The organism is Xanthomonas sp. NCPPB 1067 (assembly GCF_020783795.1).
GTDB classification, from domain to species: Bacteria; Pseudomonadota; Gammaproteobacteria; order Xanthomonadales; family Xanthomonadaceae; genus Xanthomonas; species Xanthomonas melonis.
In genome coordinates this window covers 1-24,684 of record NZ_JAJGQG010000012.1, presented here as the reverse complement: position 1 = coordinate 24,684, position 24,684 = coordinate 1, and the positions used below count along the sequence as shown (strand labels likewise).

At 67.4% G+C, this 24,684-nt stretch carries 23 protein-coding genes and 1 pseudogene; 8 read left to right on the top strand and 16 right to left on the bottom strand.

The genetic code is table 11. The features are described from left to right. Positions 1–10 precede the first annotated feature (10 nt). Positions 11–1,111 carry an acyltransferase family protein gene (locus tag LL962_RS11000; RefSeq protein WP_228316919.1) on the top strand — a complete coding sequence of 367 codons (1,101 nt, stop codon included), beginning with the start codon at positions 11–13 and terminating at the stop codon, positions 1,109–1,111. A 174-nt stretch (positions 1,112–1,285) separates the two neighbouring features. Here the strand turns inward: LL962_RS11000 and LL962_RS10995 are convergent, their stop codons facing one another. The 5 genes from LL962_RS10995 to radC form a co-directional block, all read right to left on the bottom strand. Then, positions 1,286–2,047, bottom strand: coding sequence for an SDR family NAD(P)-dependent oxidoreductase (locus LL962_RS10995; RefSeq protein WP_104588884.1), 762 nt, complete (start codon positions 2,045–2,047; stop codon positions 1,286–1,288). Positions 2,048–2,075: 28 nt separating this feature from the next. Further along, positions 2,076–2,600 (bottom strand): hypothetical protein, encoded by a 525-nt coding sequence (locus LL962_RS10990; protein ID WP_255626276.1) that lies wholly within the window; start codon positions 2,598–2,600, stop codon positions 2,076–2,078. A gap of 9 nt (positions 2,601–2,609) precedes the next feature. Further along, positions 2,610–3,491, bottom strand: a complete 882-nt coding sequence (locus LL962_RS10985) for an SPOR domain-containing protein (protein WP_228316917.1) — start codon at positions 3,489–3,491, stop codon at positions 2,610–2,612. A 168-nt stretch (positions 3,492–3,659) separates the two neighbouring features. Continuing rightward, complete coding sequence (gene argS, locus LL962_RS10980) at positions 3,660–5,348, bottom strand: arginine--tRNA ligase (protein WP_228316916.1); 1,689 nt, start codon at positions 5,346–5,348, stop codon at positions 3,660–3,662. 87 nt (positions 5,349–5,435) lie between these two features. Next, positions 5,436–6,113 (bottom strand): RadC family protein, encoded by a 678-nt coding sequence (gene radC, locus LL962_RS10975; RefSeq protein ID WP_255626274.1) that lies wholly within the window; start codon positions 6,111–6,113, stop codon positions 5,436–5,438. A gap of 96 nt (positions 6,114–6,209) precedes the next feature. Here radC and coaBC point away from each other — a divergent pair, with 96 nt between their 5' ends. Genes coaBC through LL962_RS10960 form a run of 3 tightly spaced genes read left to right on the top strand, consistent with a single transcriptional unit; the run spans position 6,210 to position 10,306 of the window. Continuing rightward, a complete protein-coding gene (coaBC, locus tag LL962_RS10970) occupies positions 6,210–7,481 on the top strand; it encodes a bifunctional phosphopantothenoylcysteine decarboxylase/phosphopantothenate--cysteine ligase CoaBC (protein WP_104588889.1) in 1,272 nt (423 codons plus the stop codon). Continuing rightward, positions 7,478–7,945, top strand: a complete 468-nt coding sequence (gene dut / locus LL962_RS10965) for a dUTP diphosphatase (protein WP_104588890.1) — start codon at positions 7,478–7,480, stop codon at positions 7,943–7,945. The genes coaBC and dut overlap by 4 nt, the downstream gene beginning before the upstream one ends. 12 nt (positions 7,946–7,957) lie before the next feature. Next, positions 7,958–10,306, top strand: coding sequence for a phosphomannomutase/phosphoglucomutase (locus LL962_RS10960; RefSeq protein WP_228316915.1), 2,349 nt, complete (start codon positions 7,958–7,960; stop codon positions 10,304–10,306). Between the two features lie 95 nt (positions 10,307–10,401). Here LL962_RS10960 and LL962_RS10955 read toward each other — a convergent pair whose 3' ends face one another. From LL962_RS10955 to pyrE, 9 genes and pseudogenes are all read right to left on the bottom strand, one after another. After that, positions 10,402–10,995, bottom strand: coding sequence for a hypothetical protein (locus LL962_RS10955; protein ID WP_343237484.1), 594 nt, complete (start codon positions 10,993–10,995; stop codon positions 10,402–10,404). 185 nt (positions 10,996–11,180) lie between these two features. Next, positions 11,181–11,522 (bottom strand): lipid-A-disaccharide synthase N-terminal domain-containing protein, encoded by a 342-nt coding sequence (locus LL962_RS10950; RefSeq protein WP_104588891.1) that lies wholly within the window; start codon positions 11,520–11,522, stop codon positions 11,181–11,183. After that, positions 11,522–12,244 (bottom strand): glycosyltransferase family 2 protein, encoded by a 723-nt coding sequence (locus tag LL962_RS10945; RefSeq protein ID WP_104540963.1) that lies wholly within the window; start codon positions 12,242–12,244, stop codon positions 11,522–11,524. Before LL962_RS10945 ends, LL962_RS10950 begins: the two co-directional genes overlap by 1 nt. 250 nt (positions 12,245–12,494) lie before the next feature. Continuing rightward, positions 12,495–13,460: an NAD-dependent epimerase/dehydratase family protein gene (locus tag LL962_RS10940; protein WP_228316914.1), complete on the bottom strand. Its 966-nt coding sequence runs from the start codon at positions 13,458–13,460 to the stop codon at positions 12,495–12,497. A gap of 19 nt (positions 13,461–13,479) precedes the next feature. Beyond that, positions 13,480–13,823, bottom strand: a pseudogene (locus LL962_RS10935) (helix-hairpin-helix domain-containing protein). Positions 13,824–13,850: 27 nt separating this feature from the next. After that, the gene (locus tag LL962_RS10930) at positions 13,851–14,786 is read right to left on the bottom strand and encodes a ParB/RepB/Spo0J family partition protein (RefSeq protein ID WP_104588894.1); all 936 of its coding nucleotides are present in this window, start codon (positions 14,784–14,786) and stop codon (positions 13,851–13,853) included. Continuing rightward, positions 14,786–15,583, bottom strand: coding sequence for a ParA family protein (locus LL962_RS10925; protein ID WP_104588895.1), 798 nt, complete (start codon positions 15,581–15,583; stop codon positions 14,786–14,788). The genes LL962_RS10930 and LL962_RS10925 overlap by 1 nt, the downstream gene beginning before the upstream one ends. A gap of 114 nt (positions 15,584–15,697) precedes the next feature. Then, a complete protein-coding gene (locus LL962_RS10920; protein ID WP_228316913.1) occupies positions 15,698–16,363 on the bottom strand; it encodes a hypothetical protein in 666 nt (221 codons plus the stop codon). Positions 16,364–16,385: 22 nt separating this feature from the next. Continuing rightward, on the bottom strand, positions 16,386–17,045 hold the full coding sequence (gene pyrE, locus LL962_RS10915) for an orotate phosphoribosyltransferase (RefSeq protein ID WP_104588896.1): 660 nt from the start codon (positions 17,043–17,045) through the stop codon (positions 16,386–16,388). A gap of 126 nt (positions 17,046–17,171) precedes the next feature. On the opposite strand from pyrE, the gene LL962_RS10910 reads away from it, so the two are divergent. The 3 genes from LL962_RS10910 to LL962_RS10900 all read left to right on the top strand — a co-directional run bounded on the left by LL962_RS10910 (position 17,172) and on the right by LL962_RS10900 (position 19,795). Then, entirely contained in the window at positions 17,172–17,972 is an 801-nt protein-coding gene (locus tag LL962_RS10910; protein WP_228316912.1) for an exodeoxyribonuclease III, read from the top strand. 241 nt (positions 17,973–18,213) lie between these two features. Further along, a complete protein-coding gene (locus LL962_RS10905; RefSeq protein WP_228316911.1) occupies positions 18,214–19,509 on the top strand; it encodes an AmpG family muropeptide MFS transporter in 1,296 nt (431 codons plus the stop codon). 58 nt (positions 19,510–19,567) lie between these two features. Further along, a complete protein-coding gene (locus LL962_RS10900) occupies positions 19,568–19,795 on the top strand; it encodes a hypothetical protein (RefSeq protein WP_047692723.1) in 228 nt (75 codons plus the stop codon). A 242-nt stretch (positions 19,796–20,037) separates the two neighbouring features. Here the strand turns inward: LL962_RS10900 and LL962_RS10895 are convergent, their stop codons facing one another. After that, on the bottom strand, positions 20,038–21,171 hold the full coding sequence (locus tag LL962_RS10895; RefSeq protein WP_228316910.1) for an anhydro-N-acetylmuramic acid kinase: 1,134 nt from the start codon (positions 21,169–21,171) through the stop codon (positions 20,038–20,040). Positions 21,172–21,545: 374 nt separating this feature from the next. Then, positions 21,546–22,964 (bottom strand): M23 family metallopeptidase, encoded by a 1,419-nt coding sequence (locus LL962_RS10890; RefSeq protein WP_228316909.1) that lies wholly within the window; start codon positions 22,962–22,964, stop codon positions 21,546–21,548. Positions 22,965–23,134: 170 nt separating this feature from the next. On the opposite strand from LL962_RS10890, the gene tyrS reads away from it, so the two are divergent. Further along, positions 23,135–24,346 carry a tyrosine--tRNA ligase gene (gene tyrS, locus LL962_RS10885; RefSeq protein WP_104588902.1) on the top strand — a complete coding sequence of 404 codons (1,212 nt, stop codon included), beginning with the start codon at positions 23,135–23,137 and terminating at the stop codon, positions 24,344–24,346. Positions 24,347–24,684: the final 338 nt, after the last annotated feature.

Below are 24,684 nucleotides of genomic sequence, written 5' to 3'. Positions count from 1 at the left end.
TCTCGCCCGCATGCGCTATCCCGCTCTGGATCTGTTGCGTGGCATCGCCATCGTCTGGGTGATGCTGTTCCATTCGTTCGTGGTCGGCGGGCTGGGGCCGGACTGGGCGTGGCTGTCGCGCTACGGCTGGATGGGGGTGGACCTGTTCTTCGTGTTGAGCGGCTTTTTGATCGGCAGCCAGGTACTCGTGCCGCTGGCGCGCGGGCAGCGGCTGGACTTCAAGGACTTCTACCTGCGGCGCGCGTTTCGCATCCTGCCGGCATTTTCGGTGGTGCTGCTCGTCTACATGGCATGGCCAGGATTTCGCGAAGCGCCCGGGCTGGCACCATGGTGGATGTTTGTCACCTTCACCTTGAATCTGTTGGTCGATTACGGCGAACAGGCCGCGTTTTCGCATGCCTGGTCGCTGTGTGTGGAAGAGCATTTCTATCTGGTGTTTCCGCTGCTGGCCACGCTGTTGCTGCGGCGCCCATCGGCTACCCGCCTCGTTGCCCTCTGCGTGGCCGTTGTGGTGGCCGGCATCGCCTTGCGCAGCAGCGTGTGGCTGCACAACACCGCGCTGGACCAGGTCGGCGGCGGGCAGCAGCGCAATTGGTTCGTCGAAGACCTCTACTACCCCACCTGGAACCGGCTGGACGGCTTGCTTGCCGGTGTCGTGCTGGCGGTGTTGAAGATGTTTCGTCCGCACACATGGCAGCGGCTGCAGCAGCGTGGCAATGCCTGTGCGCTTGCAGGCGTGGCCGTGCTGGCCTTGGCGATGTGGTTGTTTCGCGAGCGCACCGGCTTGCTCGGCAACGCGGTGGGCTGGCCGGTGCTCTCGTTCGGTCTGGCTCTGTTGGTGCTGGCGGGTACCGCGACCGGGACTGTATTCGGCCGGCTGCAGGTGCCGGGCGCCGCCTGGTTGGCGGCGATCTCCTACAGCCTGTACCTGACCCACAAGGCGGTATTCCACCTCATCCAGCAGTGGTTCGGCCCAGCACTGGAGGGGCGTGGCCTGCTCGCGTTTGCTGCGTATGGCGGGGCGGCGCTGCTGGGTGGCGCAGTGCTGCATAACGCGGTGGAGCGCCCGTTCCTGCGGCTGCGCAAGCGGTACAGCAAGGCAACTGCATAAGCCAGCAATGGCTGATGCCGATGCGGTTCTTTGTGTCTGCGGTCCCCCGGCGATCTGCGCCCCGCGCCGGGTCGTCCTCCGCTGCGCAGGAACAGAAACACAACGCCCGCCTTCGCTGCCGAGAACGGGCGTGTCAGGTACGGCGTCTGCGGTGCGCGGACGCTGCGCTGCGCCTCAGGTGGAGGTGTCGTCGCGCGCTACCTGGAAGCCGGCGAACGATTGCGTCACCGGCATGATTTCCAGCCGGTTGATGTTCAAGTGCGGTGGCAGGCTGGCCACGTAGAAGATCTGCTCGGCGATGTCTTCGGCGGTCATCGGGGTGGCGCCGCGGTACAGCGTGTCCGACGCGGCCTGGTTGCCACCGGTGCGCACCAGGGTGAATTCGGTTTCGGCCATGCCCGGCTCGATCGAGGTCACGCGCACGCCGGTACCGTGCAGGTCCGAGCGCAGGCCGAGCGAGAACTGCTGCACGAAGGCCTTGGTGCCGCCGTAGACATTGCCGCCGGTGTACGGGTAGGTCGCCGCCACCGACGCGATGTTGATGATGGCGCCACGGCGCGCGATCAGTGCCGGCAGCAGCCGGTGGGTGAGGGTGACCAGCGCGGTGACGTTGGTGTCGATCATCTGCTGCCATTGCACCAGGTCGGCCTGCTGCGCGGGCGCGGTACCGAGCGCCAGGCCGGCGTTGTTGACCAGCACGTCGATGTCGGCGAATGCGGCGGGCAGCGCGTCGATGGCGGCCGACAAGGCCTGTGCATCACGCATGTCGAAAGCGGCCGTATGCACCTGGCCGGCAGGAAGTTCTGCCGCGAGTGCAGTCAGGCGTTCGGTACGCCGGCCGGTGGCGATGACCTTCCAGCCGGCAGCGGCGAAGCGGCGCACCGCAGCGCTGCCGAATCCGGAGGTGGCGCCGGTGATCATGACGGTCTTGGACATGGGGAACTCCAGGGGATGGGAGAGGATCTCAGGGGACAGCGTTGCCGCTGGCGGCAGCGCGTCGCTCGCGCAGCATCTGCTCGGTCAGCGTGTCTTGCGCGACCACCTGGCCGCGACGCAGCCGCAGGACCAGGTAGCTGGCCGCAGTTGAAGGCGCCGCTGCAGCGCGTGGCAATGCGACGATCAACTCGCCGTCCACCCACACCGCCGGCACCGGCGCGCGCTGGCCGGGAAACAACACCTCCAGCGGCAGCTCCGGCGGAACATCGTTGCAGGCGCCCAGCACGACGCGATCGAGCACCAGTTGCCGCGCTTCCAGTCGCCAATCTGCGCGATAACCACGCCAATTGGCCGTGCAACTGCCCAGTGCCGTGCCGGCCGTGGCGACGAAGCGCTTCCAGATGGCGGGGTCGTCCAGCGGCCCGGACAGGGGTTCGGCCAGCAAGCGCGCCTGCCGGCCGTCTATCTGGATGCGGTCTGGGATCTGCTCGGTGGCCCGCGCGCTGCCGGTCAGTGCGAGCAGTCCCAGCAACGCGCTGGCGAGGCCGCGCATCACGTGTGCTTACTGCGCCTTGATGGCGATGGCAGGCAAGCCGCTGCCGGTGAGTTTCTGCTTGGCCTCGGCCAGTTCGCCGGCGCTGCCGTACGGCCCCATCCGCACGCGGTACACCGTCTTGCCGCTGATCTCGGCCGATTCCACCCGAGCGGCCAGGCCCATCATCGCCAGCTTGGCCTTGGTCGATTCGGCATCGCCGGAAGCGCCGAACGAGCCGGCCTGCAGGATGTAACGGGTGTTGTCGGTTGCTGCAGGGGCAGCCGCGGAGGCGGTCGTGGTTGCCGTTGGCTTGGGAGCTGCTGCTGCAGCCGGAGCGGTGAGCGCTGCGGTGCCGGCCGGCGCCGGCGTGGCCACCGGGCGGGTCTGTGTCGCTTCCGGCAACGGCTTGGGCGCGCTGGCGGCGGTTTCGTTCAAGGGCACCGGCACGCTCGGGGCCGGCGTGGCCGCCGCAACGCTGGCTGCAGCCCCCGGCGCCGGCGGCACCGGCTTGCCTTCCAGCGCGGCGCGCGCACGTGCCGCTTCCTCGGCACGCGCGCTGGCCGCCAGTTCCGCATCGGACATCTGGACTTCCTTGCCAGGCAACAAGGTGTAGAAGTCGTACTGGGTCTGCGCATCGCCCGACTTGGCCTGCGGCTTGGGTGGTTGCGCGCTGGGCCTGGGCAGCTCGGCCGGCGTATCGGTATCGGCATCGGCCACCGGTTCGGGCTGTGCGTCGGGATTGGCCCGCGGGCCGGCCCGCAGGAAGCCGTCGCCGTCCTTCTTGAACAGGTTGGGCGCGGCCAGGAAGATCACCGCCGCAATCGCGGCGCCCGCCACCAACCACACCCAGCCGGGTGTGCCATTGCTGGTGTTGCGCCGTGCCTGACTCTTACCGCGTCGTGCTGCCATCTACCACTTCTCCGAATCGTGTCGTTGCGGGCGCCATGCCCGACTTACTGCGGCGGTCGCTGTCGCTGCCGCCCTGGCACGGCAACCGCTGCGCAAGGCCGTCGCGATCGCCTTGCGCATTGCGCTGCCGCACGGGGAGTGCCCCGCCCGGCGTCGCCTCGTGCCTGCCTACATCTTTTCCGGCGCGCTGACGCCAAGCAGCTCCAGACCGTTGGCGAGCACTTGCTGGGCGGCGACGGCGAGTGTGAGTTTGGCATCGCGCTCGGCGGCATCGTCCACCAGCACCTTGCTGTTGTGATACCACGTGTGGAAGGCATGCGCCAATTCACGCAGGTATTGCGCGATCTGGTACGGCTCCAGCGCCTGACCGGCAATTTCCACCACTTCCGGATAACGCGACAGTTCCAGCATCACCGCAAGCGAATGCTCGTCGTCCAGGCACGCCAGCTGGTTCAGCCCATTGGCCTGGTCGTACTTGTAGCCCTTTTCCTGTGCCTGGCGCAGCACGCTGCACACGCGTGCATGCGCGTACTGCACGTAGAACACCGGGTTGTCGTTGCTCTGCGCGCGCGCCAGATCGATGTCGAAGGTAAGCTGCGAATCGGGCTTGCGCGCGATCAGGAACCAGCGCACCGCATCGGCGCTGGTTTCCTCGATCAGATCGCGCAGGGTGACGTAGCTGCCGGCACGCTTGGACAGCTTCACCTCCTCGCCGCTGCGCATCACGGTGACCATCTGGTGCAGCACGTATTCCGGCCAGCCCTGCGGGATGCCCAGCTCCAACGCCTGCAGGCCGGCGCGCACGCGGGTCAGCGAACCGTGGTGGTCGGCACCCAGTTCGGTGATGGCGCGTTCGTAGCCGCGCTGCCACTTGGTCAGGTGGTAGGCCACGTCCGGCACGAAATAGGTGTAGGTGCCGTCGGACTTGCGCATCACGCGGTCCTTGTCGTCGCCGAAGTCGGTGGACTTCAGCCACAACGCGCCGCCTTCCTCGTAGGTGTGGCCGGAGGCGATCAGCTTCTGCACCGCCTCTTCGACCTTGCCGTCCTTGTACAGCGAGCTTTCCAGGAAATAGATATCGAAGTCGACCCGGAACGCGGCCAGATCGTGGTTCTGCTCGTTGCGCAGGTACGCCACCGCGAAGCGGCGGATCGATTCAAGATCGGCCGGATCCTTGGTGCCGGTCACCAGGTGGCCTTCCAGGTCGACCGTGTCGCCGGCCAGATAGGCATTGGCCACGTCGGCGATGTAGTCGCCGCGGTAGCCGTTCTCCGGCCAGCCGTCGCTGTCGGGGGTGAGCCCCTGCGCGCGCGCCTGCACCGACAGCGCCAGGTTCTCGATCTGCACCCCGGCATCGTTGTAGTAGAACTCGCGCTTGACGTTCCAGCCATTTGCATCGAGCACGCGCGCCAGGCTGTCGCCGATCGCTGCGGCGCGGCCGTGGCCGACATGCAACGGGCCGGTCGGGTTCGCCGACACGTATTCCACGCCCACCGAGCGGCCGTTACCGGCCAGCCCGCGACCGTAATCGTGGCCCTGCTTGATCACATGCGCCACTTCGCGCTGATACGCGGTGGGCGCCAGGTGGAAATTGATGAAGCCGGGGCCGGCGATGTCGACCTTGGCCACGTCGTCGCTGGCCGGCAGGGCAGCCACCAGCGCCTGCGCCAGCGCGCGCGGATTGCTGCGCGCGGCCTTGGCCAGCAGCATCGCGGCATTGGTGGCGAAGTCGCCGTGCTCGCGGGTCTTGGGTCGCTCGACCACAAAATCCGGCGGCAAGGTGTCGGCAGGCAGGGTGCCGTTGGCGCGCAAGGCTTCGATGCCTTGGCCGATCAGTGCGCAGAGTAGGGCTTTCACGTGGGATCTGCTTGGAACCAAACCAGCGATTTTACCCGACCGCGCGCCGCAGGATCCGGCCGATGGTTCAGGTCGGGGGCGGCAGACTCATTCCAGCCAGCCGCGCTCGGCCAGCGATACCGGGCGGCCGTCGCCGATCACGAAGTGGTCCAGCAGGCGGATATCCACCAGGTCAAGCCCCTGCTGCAGACGTCGGGTGACGGCACGATCGGCCTCGGAGGGTTGCGGATTACCGGAGGGGTGGTTGTGTCCGACGATTATCGCCGCAGCGTTATGCAGCAAGGCCTTGCGCACCACTTCGCGCGGATGGATGTCGGCGCCGTCGATGGTGCCGGTGAACATCTCCTCGAACGCGATCGCGCGGTGGCGGTTGTCCAGGAACAGCACCGCGAACACCTCGTAGGCGCGGGCACGCAGCCGTTGCGAGAAGTAGCGGCCCACGCTAGGCGGGTCACTGAGTGCTTCGCCGCGCTCCAGTCCGCTCATCAGATGACGGTGCGCCAGCTCCAGCGCCGCATTGAGCTTGCAGGCCGAGGCCGGTCCCAGGCCGGGCAGGCGGGCCAGGGCCGGAGCCGGGCGGTCCAACAGCACCCGTAGCGGGCCGTGCCGATGCAGCAGTTCGCGCGCGGTCTTGACCGCATCCTGGCCGCGCAGCCCCGAGCCGACGAAGATTGCCAGCAGCTCGGCATCGGAGAGCGCGGGCGCGCCGCGCGCCAGGAGTTTTTCGCGCGGTCGTTCGGTGCTGGGCCAGTCGTGTATGTGCATATGGCCAGATTGCCGATGCTTATCGCCCACGCCTATCAGGGCAGGCAGGGCCATCGGCTAATCTAGTTGTCCTTGTAACCGTAGGACGACCCCGACGTGATCGGCTCCACTCAGGCCCGCCCCCTGGACGGGCAGCGTTTATTGCTGTGCGTCGGCGGGGGCATCGCCGCTTACAAATCGCTCGAACTGGTCCGTCGCCTGCGTGACGCCGGCGCGCAGGTGCAGGTTGCCATGACCGGCGGCGCGCAACAGTTCGTCACCCCGCTGAGCTTCCAGGCGCTCTCCGGGCAACCGACCCGCACCACGCTGTGGGACAGCGCCGCCGAGCAGGCGATGGGGCATATCGAACTGGCGCGCTGGGCCGATCGGGTCATCGTGGCCCCGGCCACTGCGGATCTGCTGGCGCGGCTGGCGCATGGCCTGGCCGACGATCTGGTCACCACGCTGTGCCTGGCGACCACCGCCCCGTTGACCGTTGCCCCGGCGATGAACCATCGCATGTGGCTGCACCCGGCCACCCAGGCCAACATCGCCACCTTGCGCGCGCGCGGCGTGGCGGTGGTCGGTCCGGAGGACGGTCCATTGGCCGAAGGCGAATCCGGCCCCGGCCGGTTGGCCGATCCGGCGGCGATCGTCGCTGCGCTGGCAGGTGCCGACGCCGTGACCGCCCCGCCCGCTGCCGCCCCGTCTGCCGCTACCCCGGCATTCGTTCCCAGCAGCGCGCAGCTGGAGGGCCTGCGTGTGGTGATCAGCGCCGGCCCCACATTCGAGGACCTGGACCCGGTGCGCTACGTCGGCAACCGTAGCAGCGGCAAGATGGGCTACGCACTGGCCGCCGCCGCCGCCCGTCAGGGCGCCGACGTGGTGCTGGTCAGCGGCCCGGTCCACCAGACCACGCCGCCCGGCGTGCAGCGCATCGATGTGCGCTCGGCCGTGCAGATGCGCGATGCGGTGCTGGGCGCGTTCCCGGCCGACATCTATATCGGCGCGGCGGCGGTGGCCGACTACACGCCCAAACGGGTGGTCGCGCAGAAAATCAAGAAAACCGGCGAGACGCTGACTCTGGAGCTGGTGCGCACGCCGGATATCCTGTCCGAGGTCGCCGCCCAGACCGGCGCACTGAAACTGGTGGTCGGTTTTGCAGCCGAAACGCACGACGTGGAGCATTACGCGCGTGGCAAGCTGGCGGCCAAACGGCTGGATCTGATCATCGCCAATCAGGTGGGAATCGAAGGCGGCGGTTTCGAAAGCGACAATAACGCCGCCACCGCTTACTGGCAGGGCGGCGAGCGCGTGTTCCCAAGCAGCAGCAAGACCCAGCTGGCCGACCAGCTGCTGGCCCTGATTGCGGAGAGGTTGCAGGCATGAGCTACCCGATCCACTCCCTGCAGGTGAAGTTGCTCGACCCGCGTTTTGGCGACGTGTGGCCGCTGCCGGCCTACGCCACCGAGGCCAGCGCAGGCATGGACCTGCGTGCCGCGCTGGAAGCGCCGATGACCCTGGAGCCTGGCGATGCGGCGCTGATACCCAGCGGTATCGCCATCCATCTGGCCGACCCACAACTGTGCGCCGTGGTGTTGCCGCGCTCTGGCCTGGGCCACCGTCACGGCATCGTGCTCGGCAACGGCACCGGGCTCATCGATGCCGACTACCAGGGCCCACTGCTCATCAGTACCTGGAATCGCGGCCGCGAGGCCTTCACCATCGAACCGGGCGACCGTATCGCGCAGCTGGTGATCCTTCCGATCGTGCGCGTGGGCTTGCAAGTGGTGGATACTTTCGTCGACAGCGCGCGGGGAGCGGGTGGATTCGGCCATACCGGGGTGCGCTGACTGGGGAGTCACATGAGCAAGGCGAACGAGCGCAGGCAGTCGATGTCCAGCGTGCGTACGAGCGGTCCGGTGTTGGGGGGCATGTTGCTGCTGCTGGCCGCCTGGTTCGGCTGGAACAGCTATGCGCAGTGGCATGAAGAGGCCATCGCGCAGGATCTGGAACACGCGCGCGACCGCGCCGTGCAGGAGGTCAGCCAGGCGATGGCCGCGCAGGCCGGCCAACTCGATGCCGTCCTCAAGCAGCCGGCGGTGGCTGCCGCGCTGGGCAACGGCGACGCCTTGGCGGCCGCCTCGGCCATCCGCGAGCGTTTCAAGGGCGCCGAGGACGTGCAGGTGCTGCCCGGCGATCTCGCCGCGGCCTATGCCAATCCGAAGGACTTCGGTTATGCAAGGCTGAGCCTGCTCGAATCGGCGCTGCTCGCCGAGCGCGCGCAGGTGCGCGTGGTGCGTGACGCCAAGCAGGTGCGTCTGGGCGTGGCGGCAGCGGTGCGCCTGGGTGCGCAGCCGGCGGTGGCGTACGCACGGCTGCCATTGCTGCGCCTGACCGGCCCGCTGGACGCCATCGCCGTGCCCGGCAGCGCCTACCTGGCCTTGCGCCAAGGCAGTTTCAACGTCGTGCAGCAGGGCGACGCGGCGCTGGCCGATGCTGCCGAAACGCTGGCCAAGCCGCTGGGTACCAGCGGCCTGCGTGTGGCGGCCGCGGTCCCGCAGCGCGACAGCGGCCCGTTGGGTCTGGGGGCTGTCGGCTGCGCCATCGTGGCCGCACTGCTGCTGGCCATTGCCGTGTTGTCCGTGCTGGCCAGCCGTGGTCGGGTGGCGCTGCCGCGCCGACGCCGCGTCGCCGGCGAGTCGGCGCTCGATGAACCGACCTTCGGTCAAAGCCTGCAGCACGACGCCAGCCTTGCCAGCGAAGCTGCGGCGGTGGAGCCCGACGCACTACCGGCGCCACCGCCGCTGTTGCCGGCGGTGCAGGTCGCCACGGACATATTCCGCGCCTACGATATCCGCGGCGTGGTCGGCAAGGATCTCAATCCCGGCGTCGCCGCATTGATCGGGCAGGCCATCGGCAGCGTCATGCAGGCGCAGGGTCTGCGCGATGTGGTGGTGGGCCGCGACGGACGGCTGTCCGGACCGGAGCTGACCAGCGGCCTGATCGAGGGCCTGCGCCGCGCCGGCTGCAACGTCACCGATATCGGATTGGCGCCGACGCCGCTGGTGTACTTCGGCGCCTATGAACTGCGTGCCGGCAGCTGCGTGGCAGTGACCGGCAGCCACAACCCGCCCGACTACAACGGCTTCAAGATCGTGATCGGCGGCGAGACGCTGTCCGGTGCGGCCATTGCTGAACTGCATCAGCGCATCAACCAGGGTCGCCTGCATACCGCCGCCACGCCCGGCGAGCTGGAGCAGCGCGACATCGGCGATGCGTACATCCAGCGCATCGCCGACGACGTGCAGCTCGACCGTCCGATCAAGGTCGTGGTGGATGCCGGCAACGGCGTGGCCGGCGAGCTCGCGCCGCGCCTGCTGGAGGCGATCGGCGCCGAGGTCATCCCGCTGTATTGCGACATCGACGGAACCTTCCCCAACCATCACCCCGACCCGAGCGAGCCGCACAATCTCGACGATCTGGTGAAGATGGTGCAGCGCTTCGACGCCGACATCGGCGTGGCCTTCGACGGCGATGCCGATCGTCTGGGTGTGGTCACCAAGGAAGGCGCGGTGGTGTTCCCGGACCGTCTGCTGATGTTGTTTGCCGCCGATGTGCTGCAGCGCAATCCCGGCGCGCTGGTCATCTACGACGTGAAGTGCACCGGCAAGCTGTCCGACTACGTGTTGCGAAATGGCGGCAGCCCGCTGATGTGGAAGACCGGGCATTCGCTGATCAAGTCCAAGATGCGCGAGACCGACGCCGAGCTGGCCGGCGAGATGAGCGGCCACTTCTTCTTCAAGGAGCGCTGGTTCGGGTTCGACGACGGCATCTATGCAGCCGCGCGCCTGCTGGAGATCCTGGCCCAGCGCGAGGAGAGCCCGTCCGAGGTGCTGAACGCCCTGCCTGAGAGCGTGTCCACGCCGGAAATCAAGGTGCCGGTGGAAGGCGATGCGCACGCGCTGGTGGCGCGTATTGTCGCGCGCGCGCAGGACGGGGAGGAATCGCCGTTCGAATCGGCGCGGTTGTCGACCATCGACGGCCTGCGCGCGGACTTCGTCGACGGCTGGGGCCTGGTGCGCGCCTCCAACACCACGCCGATCCTGGTGCTGCGTTTCGAAGCCGACAGCGAGGCGGCACTGGAGCGTATCCGCGCGCTGTTCCGCAGCGAGTTGCAGGCGCTGCTGCCCGAGCATCCGCTGGCGTTCTGAGCGCGATGTGCCGACAGCGCCAGCGGCGTCGTCAAGCCCGCGGCAGTGCCGTTGGTCGCCGCACGGCACGACCGCGGCCAGATGGTGATGGTCGGTCAGGCATGCTCAGCGCTCGCCGGCGCTGACGCTGCCAAGACGCTCAGCTGTCGCCCATCCGGCACATCCGGTCGCCCGAAGGCCTCCGGGCCGTGGCGCTGCAGCCATACCGCGTCCCAGTACGGATACGCGCCGATCTGGTCGACCAGGCCGGCGCGCAACGGCAAGGCCACCAGGCCACGCGCGAATTGTCGGCGATCGATGTCTGCAGGAAGTGCGGCCATCTGCATCTCCGGCTGCCAGACCGTCCCGCCGCGGCCGCGCGCACGATTGACCGCCTCGCCGGCTGCCAGCCGCGCGGAATTGGCCAGTTGCAGCAACAGCGCCTTGCCCGGCGCCTGCAGCAGGCCGCACCAGCGATGTGGCAGCAGTACCCAGCACAGCAACTGCGCGCCGTGCCAATGACGTGCCAACGCCAGGGTCGCCGCGGCGGCGCGCGCGCACCGCCAGTCCGCAAACAACGGCACGCCTTGATGGGTGGGCAGGCACAGATGCCAGTACGCCGCAGTGGGAACTGGCACGAAAACCGAACAAGGGAGGGGCGCGCTGGACATGCCCACAGCCTGCCCATGCCGCCGTGGCATCAACATCATCCAGCCACGCATCAAGACGTCGGCCACCTGCGCAACGCCGCGTAAGAATCAGGCGCTCAGCGCCACCTTGTTCTCGCAATGCCGCCAGCCACCCGGACAACCTGGTCCCGTCTGGAGCGATGTAGCCATCAACGCGACGTATGCGCGACGGCGACCGACGACCGACGAATCCCCAATCCCGGCCGTCAATGCCCAGCCCGATCGCGCTTCCAGCCGCGATGCTTGACGTCCAGATACAGGCTGTAGACCGCGGTGAACGCCGGGAACAGGTTCTGCAGCACGCCGACCGAGTCCTGTTTGGCCGAAAACACGAAGTAGCTCAGCGTCATCAGGCTGCCGACCACGCTCATGTACCAGAACAGGCGCGGGATCACCGGTTTGCCGGCACGTTTGGAGGCGAGGAACTGCACCAGCCAGCGGCCGCCGAACATCAGTGCGCCCACGTAGCCGATCAGCTTCCAGCCGGTGACGTGGATGCCGGTCCAGTACAGCCAGGTCAGTGGCTGGTCCAGCAACGTCGCATCCATCAGCGTTCCTCCACCACGGTGCGCTTGCTGCGGGTGATCAGCCACGCCACGCCGCGCAGGTCGCGGATGCCCACCAGCGCGCGGTTGAGATTGTTGTACTTGGACACGCCGGCGGTGCGATGGCGGTGATTGACCGGCACGCTCACCGTCCGCCAGCCGGCGCGTTGCATCAGCGCCGGCAGGTAGCGGTGCATGTGGTCGAAGTACGGCAGGTCCAGGAATGCCTCGCGTTCGAACAACTTGATGCCGCAGCCGGTATCGGGCGTGTTGTCCTGCAGCATGCGCGAGCGGATCGCGTTGGCCCACTTGCTGGCCCAGCGCTTGGACCCCGAATCCTGCCGGTTGACGCGCCAGCCGGCGAACAGCTTGACCTGCGGCTGGGCCTGGCTGCGCGCGATGAGCAGCTTGGGGATGTCGGCCGGGTCGTTCTGGCCATCGCCGTCGAGCGTGGCGATCCAGCTGGCGCGCGCGGCCTTGACGCCGCTGCGCACCGCCGTGCTCTGGCCGCTCTGGGTCACGTGATGCAGCACCCGCAGCTCCGGCGTGGTGGCCTTCAGGCCCTGCAGCACCGCCAGGGTGTCGTCGCGGGAATGGTCGTCGACATAGACGATTTCGAAGGCCACCAGACCGCGCAACGCAGCGACGATTTCGCCCACCAGGGCCGCGACGTTATCGCGCTCGTTGAACACCGGAACGACGACGGAAAGCTGAGGTTGGCTCATGGATTCGTAGTGACCGGAGGAAAGCGGAGCGAAAAGATCGCGCATTGTGCCCTGCGCGTCTGAGCCGGGCATGAAGCGCGCTCGTCTTCGCTGCGCCGGAACGCGCACAAGCGGCCTGAAGCGTGTAGGGCAAGGTTACTCGGGGCCGCCCAGGGCATGAAGCCAGCGATCCGTCACGCCGCAGTGTACCGGCGCGCAGCGGCGTGGCCGAGCCCGACCAGGCCGGTGCCGCTGTCCGCGCGTCGGTCGCTCAGGCCCGGTCGCCGAAATAGTGCCGGCACCAGTCCACCACCTGCGGCAGCCCATGCTCGACCGGCGTGGTCGGCGCGAAACCGAACGCCGCCTGCGCGCGCCGGGTATCGGCCATGGTGCGCAGCATGTCGCCCGGCTGCATCGGCTTGTAGACCTTTTCGGCCGGACGACCGGCGGCCCGCGCGATCACCTCGATGAAGGTTTCCAGTTCCACCGGCGTATGGTTGCCCAGGTTGAAGACCCGGTGCGGCACCGGATCGTCGCTGGGCGTGTCCAGCGCACCGAGCACGCCAGCCACGATGTCGTCCACGAAGGTGAAGTCGCGCTGCATCCTGCCGTGGTTGAACACCTCGATCGGGCGCCCGGCCAGCACTGCGCGGCTGAACAGCAGCGGCGCCATGTCCGGCCGGCCCCATGGGCCATACACGGTGAAAAAGCGCAGCCCGGTGGCGCGCAGACCATAGAGTTGCGCGTAGGTATGCGCCATCAGCTCATTGGCCGCCTTGGTCGCCGCATACAACGACCGCGGCTGGTCCACGCGCTGGTCCTCGGAGAAGGGCGGGGTGGCGGAGTCGCCGTACACCGAGCTGCTGGACGCATACGTCAGGTGTTGCACGCCGCGATGCCGGCACAGTTCGAGCACGTTGACGAAGCCGACCAGGTTGCTGTCGACGTAAGCGTGCGGGTTTTCCAGCGAATAGCGCACCCCGGCCTGCGCTGCCAGGTGCACCACGCGGGTCGGCTGGATCTGGTCGAACAGTGTGGCCAGGCCATCCCGATCGGTCAGATCCAGCGCGCGGATGTCGGTATCGGGGCACAGCGCCGCCACCCGGTCGCGCTTGAGCTGCGGGTCGTAGTAGCTGTTGTAGTTGTCCAGTCCCACCACCGCCTCACCGCGCGCCGCCAGGGCGCGGCAGGTGTAGGCACCGATGAAACCGGCGGCGCCGGTGACGAGAATGGTCATGGCAGTCGTCCTGAAGACATCAAGTTCGGGGTGCTGGGTCGCGCGGTGACGGCCCCGCCGCCGGCGCGGATCGGCTGGCCAGGATCGCCTTGCGCTCGGCGCTGAATTCCCACCAGTGGCGCGCCGGCTCGCCCTGCATGAAGCGCACGATCGACAGAAACACATCGATCACGCACGGGTCGTGCCGCACGCCGGTGCGTTGGCAGAGCCGGGCATGGCATGCATCTCGAACGCGTCGCAGTCACGCAACTGCGCCGGGTCGTGGATGCCGAGCACTTGCAGATCCTGTGCGCAGGCCGGCCCCACATTGGGCAGGTCGGTCAGGCGCCGGAGCTGCGCACGGTCCACCTTGGAAGGATGCATCGGCGTTCCTCGTGCGCGGCCGTGGACTCATCCCTTGTGCAGGCGCAGGCGTTCCAGCACGCCTTCCAGCGTGTCCAGATCGGTGTAGTGGATCACCAGCTTGCCCTTGCCGCCGCGGCCGTGATTGAACACCACCCTGGTACCCAGCGATTCGGACAGCTCGGTTTCCAGCGAGGCGATATCGGCCTGCGGCGCCACCGGCGCGGGCTTGCCCTTGCGCAGCGCGCCGGGCACCTTGCCGGCGGCGAACTGCTGCGCGCGATGTTCCACTTCGCGCACCGACCAGCCCTGGTCTGCCGCTTCCTGCGCCAGCTTGCTGGCCAGTTCCGGGGCCAGGGTGAGCAGCGCGCGCGCATGGCCCATTTCCAGGCGACGGGTTTCCAGCAGCACCCGGATCGCTACCGGCAGTTCCAGCAGCCGCAGCAGATTGGACACCGATGCGCGCGAGCGGCCTACCGCTTCGGCGGCCTCGGCATGGGTCAGCGAGAATTCGTCGATCAGCCGCTGCAGCGCCTGCGCTTCTTCCAGCGGGTTGAGGTCTTCGCGCTGGATGTTCTCGATCAGCGCCATCGCGATGACGGTGCGGTCGTCCAGCTCGCGCACCACCACCGGGACTTCGCTCAGCCCGGCCAGCTGCGAGGCGCGCCAGCGGCGCTCGCCGGCCACGATCTCGAACTGTCCCGGCGCCAGCTCACGCGCCACGATCGGCTGGATCACCCCCTGGGCCTTGATCGACTCGGCGAGCTCGGCCAGCTTGACCTCGTCCATCTCCTGGCGCGGCTGGTACTTGCCCGGTTGCAGCTGGGCGACCGGCAGCGTGCGCAGGCTGTCGCCCGGCTGCAGGGCCGGCTCGTCGGCGCCACTCGGTGCCGCAGCGGCTGCCGCTGCTGCGCCCTTCGGCCCCAACAGCGCTTCCAGGCCACGGCCCAGGCCACGCTTCTTCGCCAGCGGCGGCTTGCTCATCAGACGGTCTCCACGGGCCGAACGGCCTTGTTGCGGTCGTTCTGGCGGCGCACGATTTCGCCGGCCAGGCCCAGGTAGGCCACCCCGCCGCGCGAGGTACGGTCGTAGCCCACGATGCTCTGGCCATGGCTGGGCGCCTCGGCCAGGCGCACGTTGCGCGGCACGATGGTACGGAACACCTTGTCGCCGAAATGCTCGGTCAGCTCGGCCGACACGGCATTGGCCAGGTTGTTGCGAATATCGAACATCGTACGCAGAACCCCTTCGATCTCCAGCGCCGGGTTGAGGTTGGCGCGCAGCGCTTCGATGGTTTCCAGCAGCGCGGTCAGCCCTTCCAGCGCGTAGTACTCGCATTGCATCGGCACGATGACCGAATCGGCTGCGGTCAGCGCGTTGAGCGTCAGCAGCGACAGTGCCGGTGGGCAGTCGATCAGGATGAAGTCGTAGGCGTCGCGGATCGGCGCCAGCGCGCGCTTGAGCCGCTGCTCGCGCTCGCCCTGGTCCATCAGCTGGATCTCGGCGGCGGTCAGGTCGATGTTGCCCGGCAGCAGGTCGAAGCCTTCCGGCGCGGTGACCCGGATGTCGGCGGCGCTGTTCTCGCCCAGCAACAGGTCGCAGGTGGAGGCGGCCACATCGCGCTTGTCGATGCCGCTGCCCATGGTGGCGTTGCCCTGCGAGTCCAGATCCACCAGCAGCACGCGCTTTGGCGCGCGCGCCAGGCCGGCCGCCAGATTGACGGCCGTCGTGGTCTTGCCGACGCCGCCTTTCTGGTTGGCAATGGCGATGATCCGGGCCATGCGGGAGAGCCTCGTGGGCAAGGAGGAAGACCGGCCATTATGCGGGCAGGGCGTCGGATCGGGAAATGCCGCCTGCGGCGGCGCCGGGGCACGTGCTGGAATGACCGGGGCGGCTCAGCCGGCGGGGGAGGCACCGCCGGACGGCGTCTGCATGGCACGGTAGCGCTGCAAGATGTCGGCGATCTCGCTGTCCAGGGCCACCCGCTGCTGCTCGAAGCTGGTCTGCAGGCGCAGTTGCGCCATCAGTTCGCGGTGGCGTTGCTGGATGTCGCCTGCCAGCTTGTCGGCCACCGCCTGGCCGGCCAGTTCGCGGTCGCCGGCCGCACGCAGCAGGCTGGCCAGGCCCTCGCGCAGGCTGGTCACATTGAAGCGGGCGGTATGGATGTTGTTGTCGACGATGGCGATACGCTCGTTGAACACCCGGCGCAGGTCGTCCTCGCTCTGATACGACATCAGCATCGCCTGATCGGTGCGCTTGCGCATCTGCTCGGCAGCCAGGTCGGCCTGGCGCTGTTGCTCGCTGGCCGCCGCCGCCGCCCGCTCGTCGCTGCTCATGGCGCGCTGCACCTCGGCGCTGCGCAAGCCACTCTTGGCGTTGAATTCGTCGCGCGCCTGGTTCACCGCTTCCGGCGGCAAGGTGTCGCTGCAGATCCTGGCACCGTTCTGGTTCCAGCAATACAGCTTCTTCGCCGCCGCCTTGTCCTGCGCCCCGGCGGGCGCGACGGCGAACATCGCCACGACGACGGCGAACACTGCCAAAGAGAGGTGTCTCGGCATCATCGCAGCCCCCTGTCGCCTGCCGTCAGCCCGTGGTGTCGGTGCCGTAGCGGCCACGATAGGCCAGCAGCGGTTCCCGGTAGCCGACAAGGTCGGCGTTTCCCGCCGCAAAAGCAAGCAGATCGGCGAGGTTGGCCACCGCGATCACCGCGATGCCGGCCTCGGCCGCCACCGCCTGCGCCGCCGAGCGGCGGTCCTGCTCGGAGGCGATCTCCTGCCGGTCCAACGCCACCACGATGCCGGCCGGGGTACCGCCGGCGGCACGGATGATGCCCAGCGCCTCGCGGATCGCGGTGCCGGCAGTGATCACGTCATCGACGATCAGCACCTTGCGGCCAGCCAGCGGCGCACCGATCAGGCTGCCGCCCTCGCCATGGTCCTTGGCTTCCTTGCGGTTGAACGCCAGCGGCAGGTCGCGGCCGCGTGCGGCGTAGGCGCAGGCCACCGCGGTCGCCAACGGGATGCCCTTGTAGGCCGGACCGAACACCAGGTCGAAGTCCACCCCGGCCGCATCGATCGCATCGGCATAGCACTGTGCCAGCTGCGCGGTCTTGGCGCCCGAATCGAAGCGCCCGGCATTGAAGAAATACGGGCTCAGCCGCCCCGACTTGAGCGTGAACTCGCCAAAGCGCAGGGCGTCGGCGGCCAGGGCCAGCTGCAGGAATCGGGTGCGGTGGTCGGTCATGGTGACGAGATCGGGGAGTGGGGATTCGGGATTGGAAAGCATAGCCGGTCGCGCCTTGCGGCATCCGCCGATGCGGTACGCTTTCACGAACTCCAATTCCCATTCCCGAATCCCAGCTCTTCACCTATGCGCATCATCAGTTTCAACGCCAACGGCCTACGCTCGGCCGCCAGCAAGGGCTTCTTCGACTGGTTCGTCGGCCAGGATGCGGACGTGCTGTGCATCCAGGAGACCAAGGCGCAGGAACACCAACTGGCCGGCCCGGAGTTCCTGCCGGCCGGCTACAAGGCCTGGTTTCGCGACGCCAGCACCAAGAAGGGCTATAGCGGCGTCGCGATCTACGCCAGGCGCGAACCCGACGAAGTGCGCACCGCGCTGGGCTGGCCCGAGTTCGACGAGGAAGGGCGCTATATCGAGGCGCGCTTCGGCAACCTCAGTGTGGTGTCCTTCTACATCCCGTCCGGCTCGTCGGGCGAATTGCGCCAGGACTACAAATTCCAGGTGATGCAGTGGCTGCGGCCGATCCTGGACCAGTGGCTGGCCAGCGGCCGGCAGTACGTGCTGTGCGGCGACTGGAACATCGTGCGCACCGCCCTGGACATCAAGAACTGGAAATCCAACCAGAAGAATTCCGGCTGCCTGCCGCCCGAGCGCGACTGGCTCAACGGGCTGTGCGCCGATGTGGCCAGCGATGCCAGTCCTGCCGACGGCCGCGGCTGGGTCGACAGTTATCGCGTGCTGCATCCGCAGGGCCAGGACTACACCTGGTGGAGCAACCGCGGCGCCGCGCGCGCCAACAACGTGGGGTGGCGCATCGACTATCAGCTGGTCACCCCCGGCCTGCGCGAGGCCCTGCAGGCCTGCGCGATCTACCGCGAGCAGCGCTTCTCCGACCACGCACCGTACGTCGTGGACTACACGCTGTGAGTGAGCGCGCGCAATTGGTCGGCGCGAGACTGAGTGCGGGTGTCGCTACCCACGATTGGCGTGCTTTTGTTGGCGCGGTGCAGGAGAGCATCGCGCGCGGGAGCGCGGTAGCCCGCCGCAGCGCAATGGCCGTAGACCCCTCAGGGGGCCGATTGTGCGTTGACGGTAGACCGGCCCGCGCTGCGGTCGCTAACACTGCCCACATTGCATCGACCAGCATCCGATCCCACCGGCCGCACGCATGAGCAAGCCCGCACCCAAGTACAAGGGCCTGCGCGGCATCCGGCAAGCCTTCGCCACGCCATCGGCGGCGACCATGGCACTGCTCGGTTTCGGCAGCGGCCTGCCGTTCTTGCTGATCGCCTCGCAAACGCTGTCGACACGGTTGCGCGATGTCGGGTTGGACCTGGGCAGCATCGGCCTGATCAGCCTGGCCAGCTTCTTCTATCTGCTCAAGTTCCTGTGGGCGCCACTGATCGACCGCTATGCGTTTCCGCTCACGGCCTTCCTCGGCCGCCGCCGCTCCTGGCTGCTGGTCGCGCAGATCGGCGTCACGCTTGGTTTGGTTGCGCTGGCGTTCTCGCGCCCGGACCTGAGCGTGACGGGGCTGGTGAGCTGGGTGCTGTTCGCCTCGTTCTGGGGTGCCACCCAGGATTCAGTGGTGGATGCCTATCGGATCGAAATCGCGCCGGAGACCGCGCAGGCGGCGCTGGCCGCGACCTACACCCTGGGGTACCGCATCGGCCTGATCCTGGGCGGCGCCGGTGCGCTGTACATGGCCGAATACCTCGACTGGACCTGGGCGTACCTGGGCATGTCGGCGCTGATGTTGCTGCCGATCATCACCACGCTGGTGTGTCGCGAGCCCGACCGACCCGAAGCCACGGTGGTCCGCCGCGTCGATGTGGCCGGGGCGTTCTGGCAGCCCATCTCCAGTTTCTTTTCCAGCAATGGTCTGGCGCTGGGGATCGTGCTGTTGCTGTTTGTCGGCCTGTACAAATTCCCCGACCAAGTGATCGGCGTGATGGCCGGACCTTTCTATCTGGATTCCGGCTACACCAAGGCCGACATCGCCACCGTGTCCAAGTTGTTCGGCGTGTGGATCGGGATTGTCGGTGCCTTTGCCGGTGGCGCGGCGGTGGCGGCATTCGGCTTCCGTCGCATGTTGCTGGTAGCTGCGCTGGGTGTGGCGTTGTCCAACCTGGCGTTCCTGCTGATGGCGCACAACCCGGCCAAGCTGTGGGCGTTCTATGCGGCGCTCAGCGCCGATAACCTGTTCCAGGGCTTCGCAGCCACCGTGCTGGTGGCCTTCATGTCATCGCTGACAAATCGCAATTTCACCGCCACCCAGTACGCCTTGCTGGTGTCGCTGGCCAATTTGCCGGGTAAATTCGCCGGCGGTGTGTCCGGGTTCCTGGTCGAGGCCACCTCCTACAGCACCTTCTTCATCCTCAGCGCCCTGACCGTGGTTCCCACGCTGGCCCTGCTTGCCTGGCTGTGGCCGCGGCTGGATGCCCGCGATGGGCGCCCGGATTGAAACGGCCGCCCAGGTTGTCGATGATGCAGGCGGGGCAGCGTAGTGCACGAGGAAGGGCATGACCGATCTGGTGTTGCGTGACATCGATCCGCTGCTGGTGGACCGTATCCGCCGCATTTCCGTCGCACGCGGGTGGACGCAGCACCAGACCGTCATGCATCTGCTCGAACAGGGCCTGTTCGCCAGCGAATACGAGGTCACCGGCGGCCTGCAGCACCCGGAAGTCGATGCCCTGGCCGAGGCGATCGCTGCGCTCAAGGCGCTGCCGGCGGGGAACAACCCTTGAGCGGGCGGCGGCAGTCCGGGCGCTGGGCGTTCGGTGCCGGCCCGGAAGACACACCTCATCGATTGCGCTGACAGGGCTCGCCTGCCAGGACGCCCGGGCCGCTCGGCCGCACAGGTCATCGCCAGCGGTTTGCGCGTCCTCCTGTTCCTGTTCTGCGGCAGCGTCGGTCGACAACTCAGGCGTGCACCTGCACACGCGGCCACCATGAGAAAACAGCGCGACCGTTCTCCCCGTGTCGCTGCTCAGGCTGGATGGATCGCCCCCAGCAACCGCGGTCCCGCCGCCCCGGTGACCGCCGGCAGATTCGCCGGGCGCGCGGCCAGCAGCTCGGCTGCCAGCCAGGCAAACCCCATCGCTTCCAGATAATCCGGATCCAGCCCATGGCGAGCGCTGGATTCCACCACCACGTCCGGCAGCCGTGCCGCCAGGCGCGCCATCAGCACCGGATTGCGCACGCCGCCGCCACAAACCAGCACCCGGCGGGTCTGCGGTTGCAGCCGCAGCAAGGCGTCGGCCACGGTGACAACGGTGAGTTCGAGCAAGGTCGCCTGCACATCGGCCGGGCGCAGGCGGGCCTCGCCCATCGCCTGCATCACCCAGGCCAGATGGAACTGTTCGCGCCCGGTACTCTTCGGAGGCGCCAGCGCAAACCACGGGTCGGCCAGCAATGCCTGCAGCAGAGCGGCATCCACCCGGCCGCTGGCGGCGAATGCGCCCTCCGCATCGAACGCGGTACCGTGCTGCTGCTGGCACCAGCTGTCCAGCAAGGCATTGGCAGGTCCGGTATCGAAGCCGAGCACCGTGCCGTCGCGTGGGATCAGGGTCAGATTGCCGATGCCGCCCAGGTTGAGGACGGCACGGTCCTCGTTGGCCGTGCCCAGCATGGCCAGATGGAAGGCCGGCATCAGCGGTGCGCCCTGGCCGCCGGCCGCGACGTCGCGCCGGCGGAAATCGGCCGCGGTGGTGATGCCGGTGTGCTCGGCGATCCGGCTGGCATCGCCGATCTGCCAGGTGAACGCCGGATTCCCGTTGGGTCGGTGGCGAATGGTCTGCCCGTGCGAGCCGATCGCGCGGATACGCTCACGTGGCACCCCGGTCTCGGCAATGAGCTGGTTGGCGGCAGCGGCGAATGCCAGCCCGACCTCGGCGTCCAATCGCCCAAGCGCATCGATGCAGACCGTTTCCGCCCCCTGTCCCAACGCGACCAGCCGATCGCGCAGTGCCGGCGCCCACGGCACCGTGGTGCCCGCCACCAGTTCGCAGCGGCGATGGTTGGCGTCGGCAAAGCGCACCAGTGCAGCATCGATGCCATCGGCGCTGGTGCCCGACATCAGGCCCAGGTACAGCGGGGAGTCAATGGGTTCCAAGACGGACATGCCGAAGCCAGAAATGCACGGTCGGCCAGCTTGTGCAGCCGGGCCGTGCCCGTCAACCGGTCTGACGCTCGACACCGATGAGCGAGACCCGCATCGCCGTCAGGCCGAATGCCTGGACAGGTGCCGTTGCCGGCTGGGGACGCCCCGCGCTCCGCAGGTGGCGGACATCTCCAGCAAGGACGCCCAGTTCGCCAACATGGACGCGGGCGATTCCGACCCCAGGGAGTGCAACGTGTCGACCCGCATCGCGCGCAGCAGACGGTGTCACGCGGCTGCGCCGCTGCCCGGCCAAGCGGCGTGGCCGGAATGCAGGGTCGGCGTTCGGCTGGATCTATCCCGCGTCGCCGCTTCCACCGTCGCACCGCTGCGCGGACTCAGCCGCGCGACTTGCCCTTGGCAGGCTTGCTGGCATCGGCGTAGATCAGCTTTTCCATGCCCTCGATGCGCGCCATGGCCGGTGCGGTCTGCGCACGGAAGGCGGCCAGTTCGGTGCCCTGCAACGGCTCCGGCGGCGGCATGGTCACCGACATCGGGTTGCGCTGCTGCCCGCCCACGCGGAATTCATAGTGCAGATGGGGGCCGGTCGCCAGACCAGTCATGCCGACATAGCCGATCACCGTGCCCTGGTTGATGCGCTGGCCGGCCTTGATCTTGCCGAAGCGCGACATGTGGCCGTACAGCGTGCTGTAGCTCTTGCCGTGGTCCAGGATGACCACATTGCCGTAGCCGCGTTGGGTGCCGACGAACACCACCCGTGCATCGCCGGCTGCCATGATCGGCGTTCCCGAGGCCGCCGCGTAGTCCACGCCCTTGTGCATGCGCATCGTGCCCAGCACCGGATGCCGGCGTGCGCCGAAGGTGGAGCTGATCCGGCTATACGCCACCGGCATGCGGATGAAGCTCTTCTTCAAGGGCCGGCCGGTGATGTCGTAATACTCGGCGGGCTTGCCGGCGCGCTCGAAGCGAAAACCGGTATAGGTCTTGCCGCCGGTGGTGAAGGTGGCCGCCAGGATATCGCCGGTACCGATCCGCTCGCCTTCGCGCCAGGTTTCGTCCAGCACCACGCTGAAGCGGTCGCCGGGCTGCAGATCCTTGTCGAAGTCGATGTCGTACTTGAAGATCTCGTCGGTCATGATCGCCACCGCCGCAGGCGACAATCCCGACTTGCCGGCCGAAGCAGACAGCGAACTGGTGATTTCACCACTGGCCACCACGGTGCGCGTGGTCGTTGCGCGCTCGGTCACCTTCTCGCGCACGCTGTCGCCCAGCAGGCGCAGTTCCACCCGGTGGCTGTCGTCACGATCGAAGCGCAGCGCCCGCAACTGGCCGGGCGTGGGCATGTCGAAGGCGATTTCAGCGCCCGGATGCAGCCTGGTCAGCGCCTCCTTGGTGCCGGGATGCGCCAGCACCTGGTACATCACCGCGGTCGGAATTCCCAGCTCGCCGAACAAGGTGCTCAGTGTCTGCCCGGATTTGACCTGCAGGATTTCCCATTCCGTACTCGGCGCCAGTTGCTTGCGGCTGGGTACCAGCGGTGGCAGCGGCAGCGCCAGCGTGGAATGGCTGGACAGCGGAGCATCGATCGCGTTGGAGAAGCCTGGCACGATGGTCGCTACCATCGCACCGATGGTGGCGAACAGACTGGCGTGGATCCAGTGGCGGCGCGTCCAGCGGTCGTTGAAAGCCGCCGGAAGATGCGCCTTGAGCTTGCGATGCAGGGCAGTGTCGTGGAGAACGTGGAGGCGTTCGTGAAAGCGCCGCTTGCGTGCACGGCCCTGCTCTGAGTTCTGCATCGTTCCATATCCTCGCTGGCTCGAAGTGCGAGCCCAATCGCCGGTACCATAGACAGGCTGTAACAGCGCGTCAAACCATTGAGCCTGTTCATTATTTTCACCTGGCGCGGAATTAACCCGCGTTTAACATCATTCACGTTATTGACGGCAAGCGCCGCTGGAGTCCGTGGTTGGCCACTATCGAAGAATCCCTCGCCCTCATCGGCCGCGGCGCCGACGAGATCCTCAAGCTCGATCAGCTGGAAACCCGGCTCACATCGGGTGTGCCGCTACGGGTGAAAGCCGGCTTCGATCCCACCGCGCCGGATCTGCACCTGGGCCACACCGTGTTGCTGAACAAGATGCGGCAGTTCCAGCAGCTCGGGCACCAGGTCATTTTCCTGATCGGCGACTTCACCGGCATGATCGGCGACCCCAGCGGCAAGAATGTCACCCGTAAGCCGCTCAGCCGCGAGGACGTGCTGGCCAATGCGCGGACCTATGAAGAGCAGGTCTTCAAGATCCTGGACCGCGAGCGCACCGAAGTGCGTTTCAACTCCGAGTGGTTCGGCCAGATGACGGCCGCCGACATGATCAAGCTCTCAGCCCAGCACACGGTGGCTCGCATGCTCGAGCGCGACGACTTCGCCAAGCGCTTCGCCGGGCAGCAGCCGATCGCCATCCATGAATTCCTTTATCCCCTGGTGCAAGGCTACGACTCGGTGGCTTTGAAAGCGGACGTCGAACTGGGTGGGACCGATCAGAAGTTCAACCTGCTGATGGGCCGAGGGCTGCAGGAGCACTACGGTCAGGCCCCGCAGATCGTGCTGACCATGCCGCTGCTGGAAGGCCTGGATGGCGTGGCCAAGATGTCCAAATCGCTGGGCAACTATATCGGCATCAACGAGCCGGCCATCGACATCGTCACCAAGACCATGAAGATCGGCGATGAGCTGACCTGGCGCTGGATCGATCTGTTGTCCTTCGACATCGGTGTGGCCGAAGCGGTGCGTCTAAAGGAGCAGGTCGCCGCCGGCGAGCTGCATCCGCGTGAGGTCAAACTGCGGCTGGCGCGCGAACTGGCCACCCGGTTTCACGATGCGGCCACCGCCGAGCAGGCGATTGCCGGCTGGCATGCCGTGGTGACAGGGCAGGGCGACACCAGCCTGCTGCCGTTGCAGGAGGTTGCAGTGCCGGCCGAGGGCCTGCGTATCGCCGGTCTGCTGACCGCAGCCGGCCTCACGCCGAGCAACTCGGAAGCCACGCGCAAGCTCAAGGAGCGCGCCGTCAAGATCGATGGGGAGGTCATCGAGGACGCGGCGCGTGTGTTCGCGCCAGGTTTCGAGGGCGTGATCCAGGTCGGCAAGCGCAATTTCGCTCGGGTGATGCTGGTCAACGGCTGACGCGCGCAAGGCTGATGCGCAGCGGCAATCGCAGATGGATGTCGCCACATCTATATGTCGTGTGGCGGCTTCAGAAGCCTGCTGAAGCCACGGATGGCTGCGCGTCTGAGGCGTGGCGCAAGATTCTGGCGGCAGCGGTGATTTTTCTTTCACAAAGCTCTTCCCAAAACGGTTTTAGGGGCCTATAGTTCGCCTCCCCCGACGCAACGGACCCGCAAACGCGGTGACAGCGCAGAAGGGTTCGGAAATTCCCTGATCCAGGGTGTTGACGAAACGCAAAAGCCGGCTATGATGGGCGGCTCGCAACACGGAAAGACGCTACGGCGGATTGAGGTGAT

Coding starts and splice junctions, on each gene's coding strand:
- dut (WP_104588890.1), top strand. CDS start 7,478: ATGAGCTACCCGATCCACTCCCTGCAGGTGAAGTTGCTCGACCCGCGT.
- LL962_RS10990 (WP_255626276.1), bottom strand. CDS start 2,600: ATGCGCGGCCTCGCCAGCGCGTTGCTGGGACTGCTCGCACTGACCGGC.
- LL962_RS11000 (WP_228316919.1), top strand. CDS start 11: ATGCGCTATCCCGCTCTGGATCTGTTGCGTGGCATCGCCATCGTCTGG.
- LL962_RS10945 (WP_104540963.1), bottom strand. CDS start 12,244: ATGAGCCAACCTCAGCTTTCCGTCGTCGTTCCGGTGTTCAACGAGCGC.
- LL962_RS10895 (WP_228316910.1), bottom strand. CDS start 21,171: ATGTCCGTCTTGGAACCCATTGACTCCCCGCTGTACCTGGGCCTGATG.
- LL962_RS10900 (WP_047692723.1), top strand. CDS start 19,568: ATGACCGATCTGGTGTTGCGTGACATCGATCCGCTGCTGGTGGACCGT.
- LL962_RS10890 (WP_228316909.1), bottom strand. CDS start 22,964: ATGCAGAACTCAGAGCAGGGCCGTGCACGCAAGCGGCGCTTTCACGAA.
- LL962_RS10940 (WP_228316914.1), bottom strand. CDS start 13,460: ATGACCATTCTCGTCACCGGCGCCGCCGGTTTCATCGGTGCCTACACC.
- LL962_RS10985 (WP_228316917.1), bottom strand. CDS start 3,491: ATGGCAGCACGACGCGGTAAGAGTCAGGCACGGCGCAACACCAGCAAT.
- pyrE (WP_104588896.1), bottom strand. CDS start 17,045: ATGACCGACCACCGCACCCGATTCCTGCAGCTGGCCCTGGCCGCCGAC.
- LL962_RS10955 (WP_343237484.1), bottom strand. CDS start 10,995: ATGATGTTGATGCCACGGCGGCATGGGCAGGCTGTGGGCATGTCCAGC.
- LL962_RS10930 (WP_104588894.1), bottom strand. CDS start 14,786: ATGAGCAAGCCGCCGCTGGCGAAGAAGCGTGGCCTGGGCCGTGGCCTG.
- LL962_RS10995 (WP_104588884.1), bottom strand. CDS start 2,047: ATGTCCAAGACCGTCATGATCACCGGCGCCACCTCCGGATTCGGCAGC.
- LL962_RS10920 (WP_228316913.1), bottom strand. CDS start 16,363: ATGATGCCGAGACACCTCTCTTTGGCAGTGTTCGCCGTCGTCGTGGCG.
- radC (WP_255626274.1), bottom strand. CDS start 6,113: ATGCACATACACGACTGGCCCAGCACCGAACGACCGCGCGAAAAACTC.
- LL962_RS10950 (WP_104588891.1), bottom strand. CDS start 11,522: ATGGATGCGACGTTGCTGGACCAGCCACTGACCTGGCTGTACTGGACC.
- LL962_RS10905 (WP_228316911.1), top strand. CDS start 18,214: ATGAGCAAGCCCGCACCCAAGTACAAGGGCCTGCGCGGCATCCGGCAA.
- LL962_RS10960 (WP_228316915.1), top strand. CDS start 7,958: ATGAGCAAGGCGAACGAGCGCAGGCAGTCGATGTCCAGCGTGCGTACG.
- LL962_RS10925 (WP_104588895.1), bottom strand. CDS start 15,583: ATGGCCCGGATCATCGCCATTGCCAACCAGAAAGGCGGCGTCGGCAAG.
- LL962_RS10910 (WP_228316912.1), top strand. CDS start 17,172: ATGCGCATCATCAGTTTCAACGCCAACGGCCTACGCTCGGCCGCCAGC.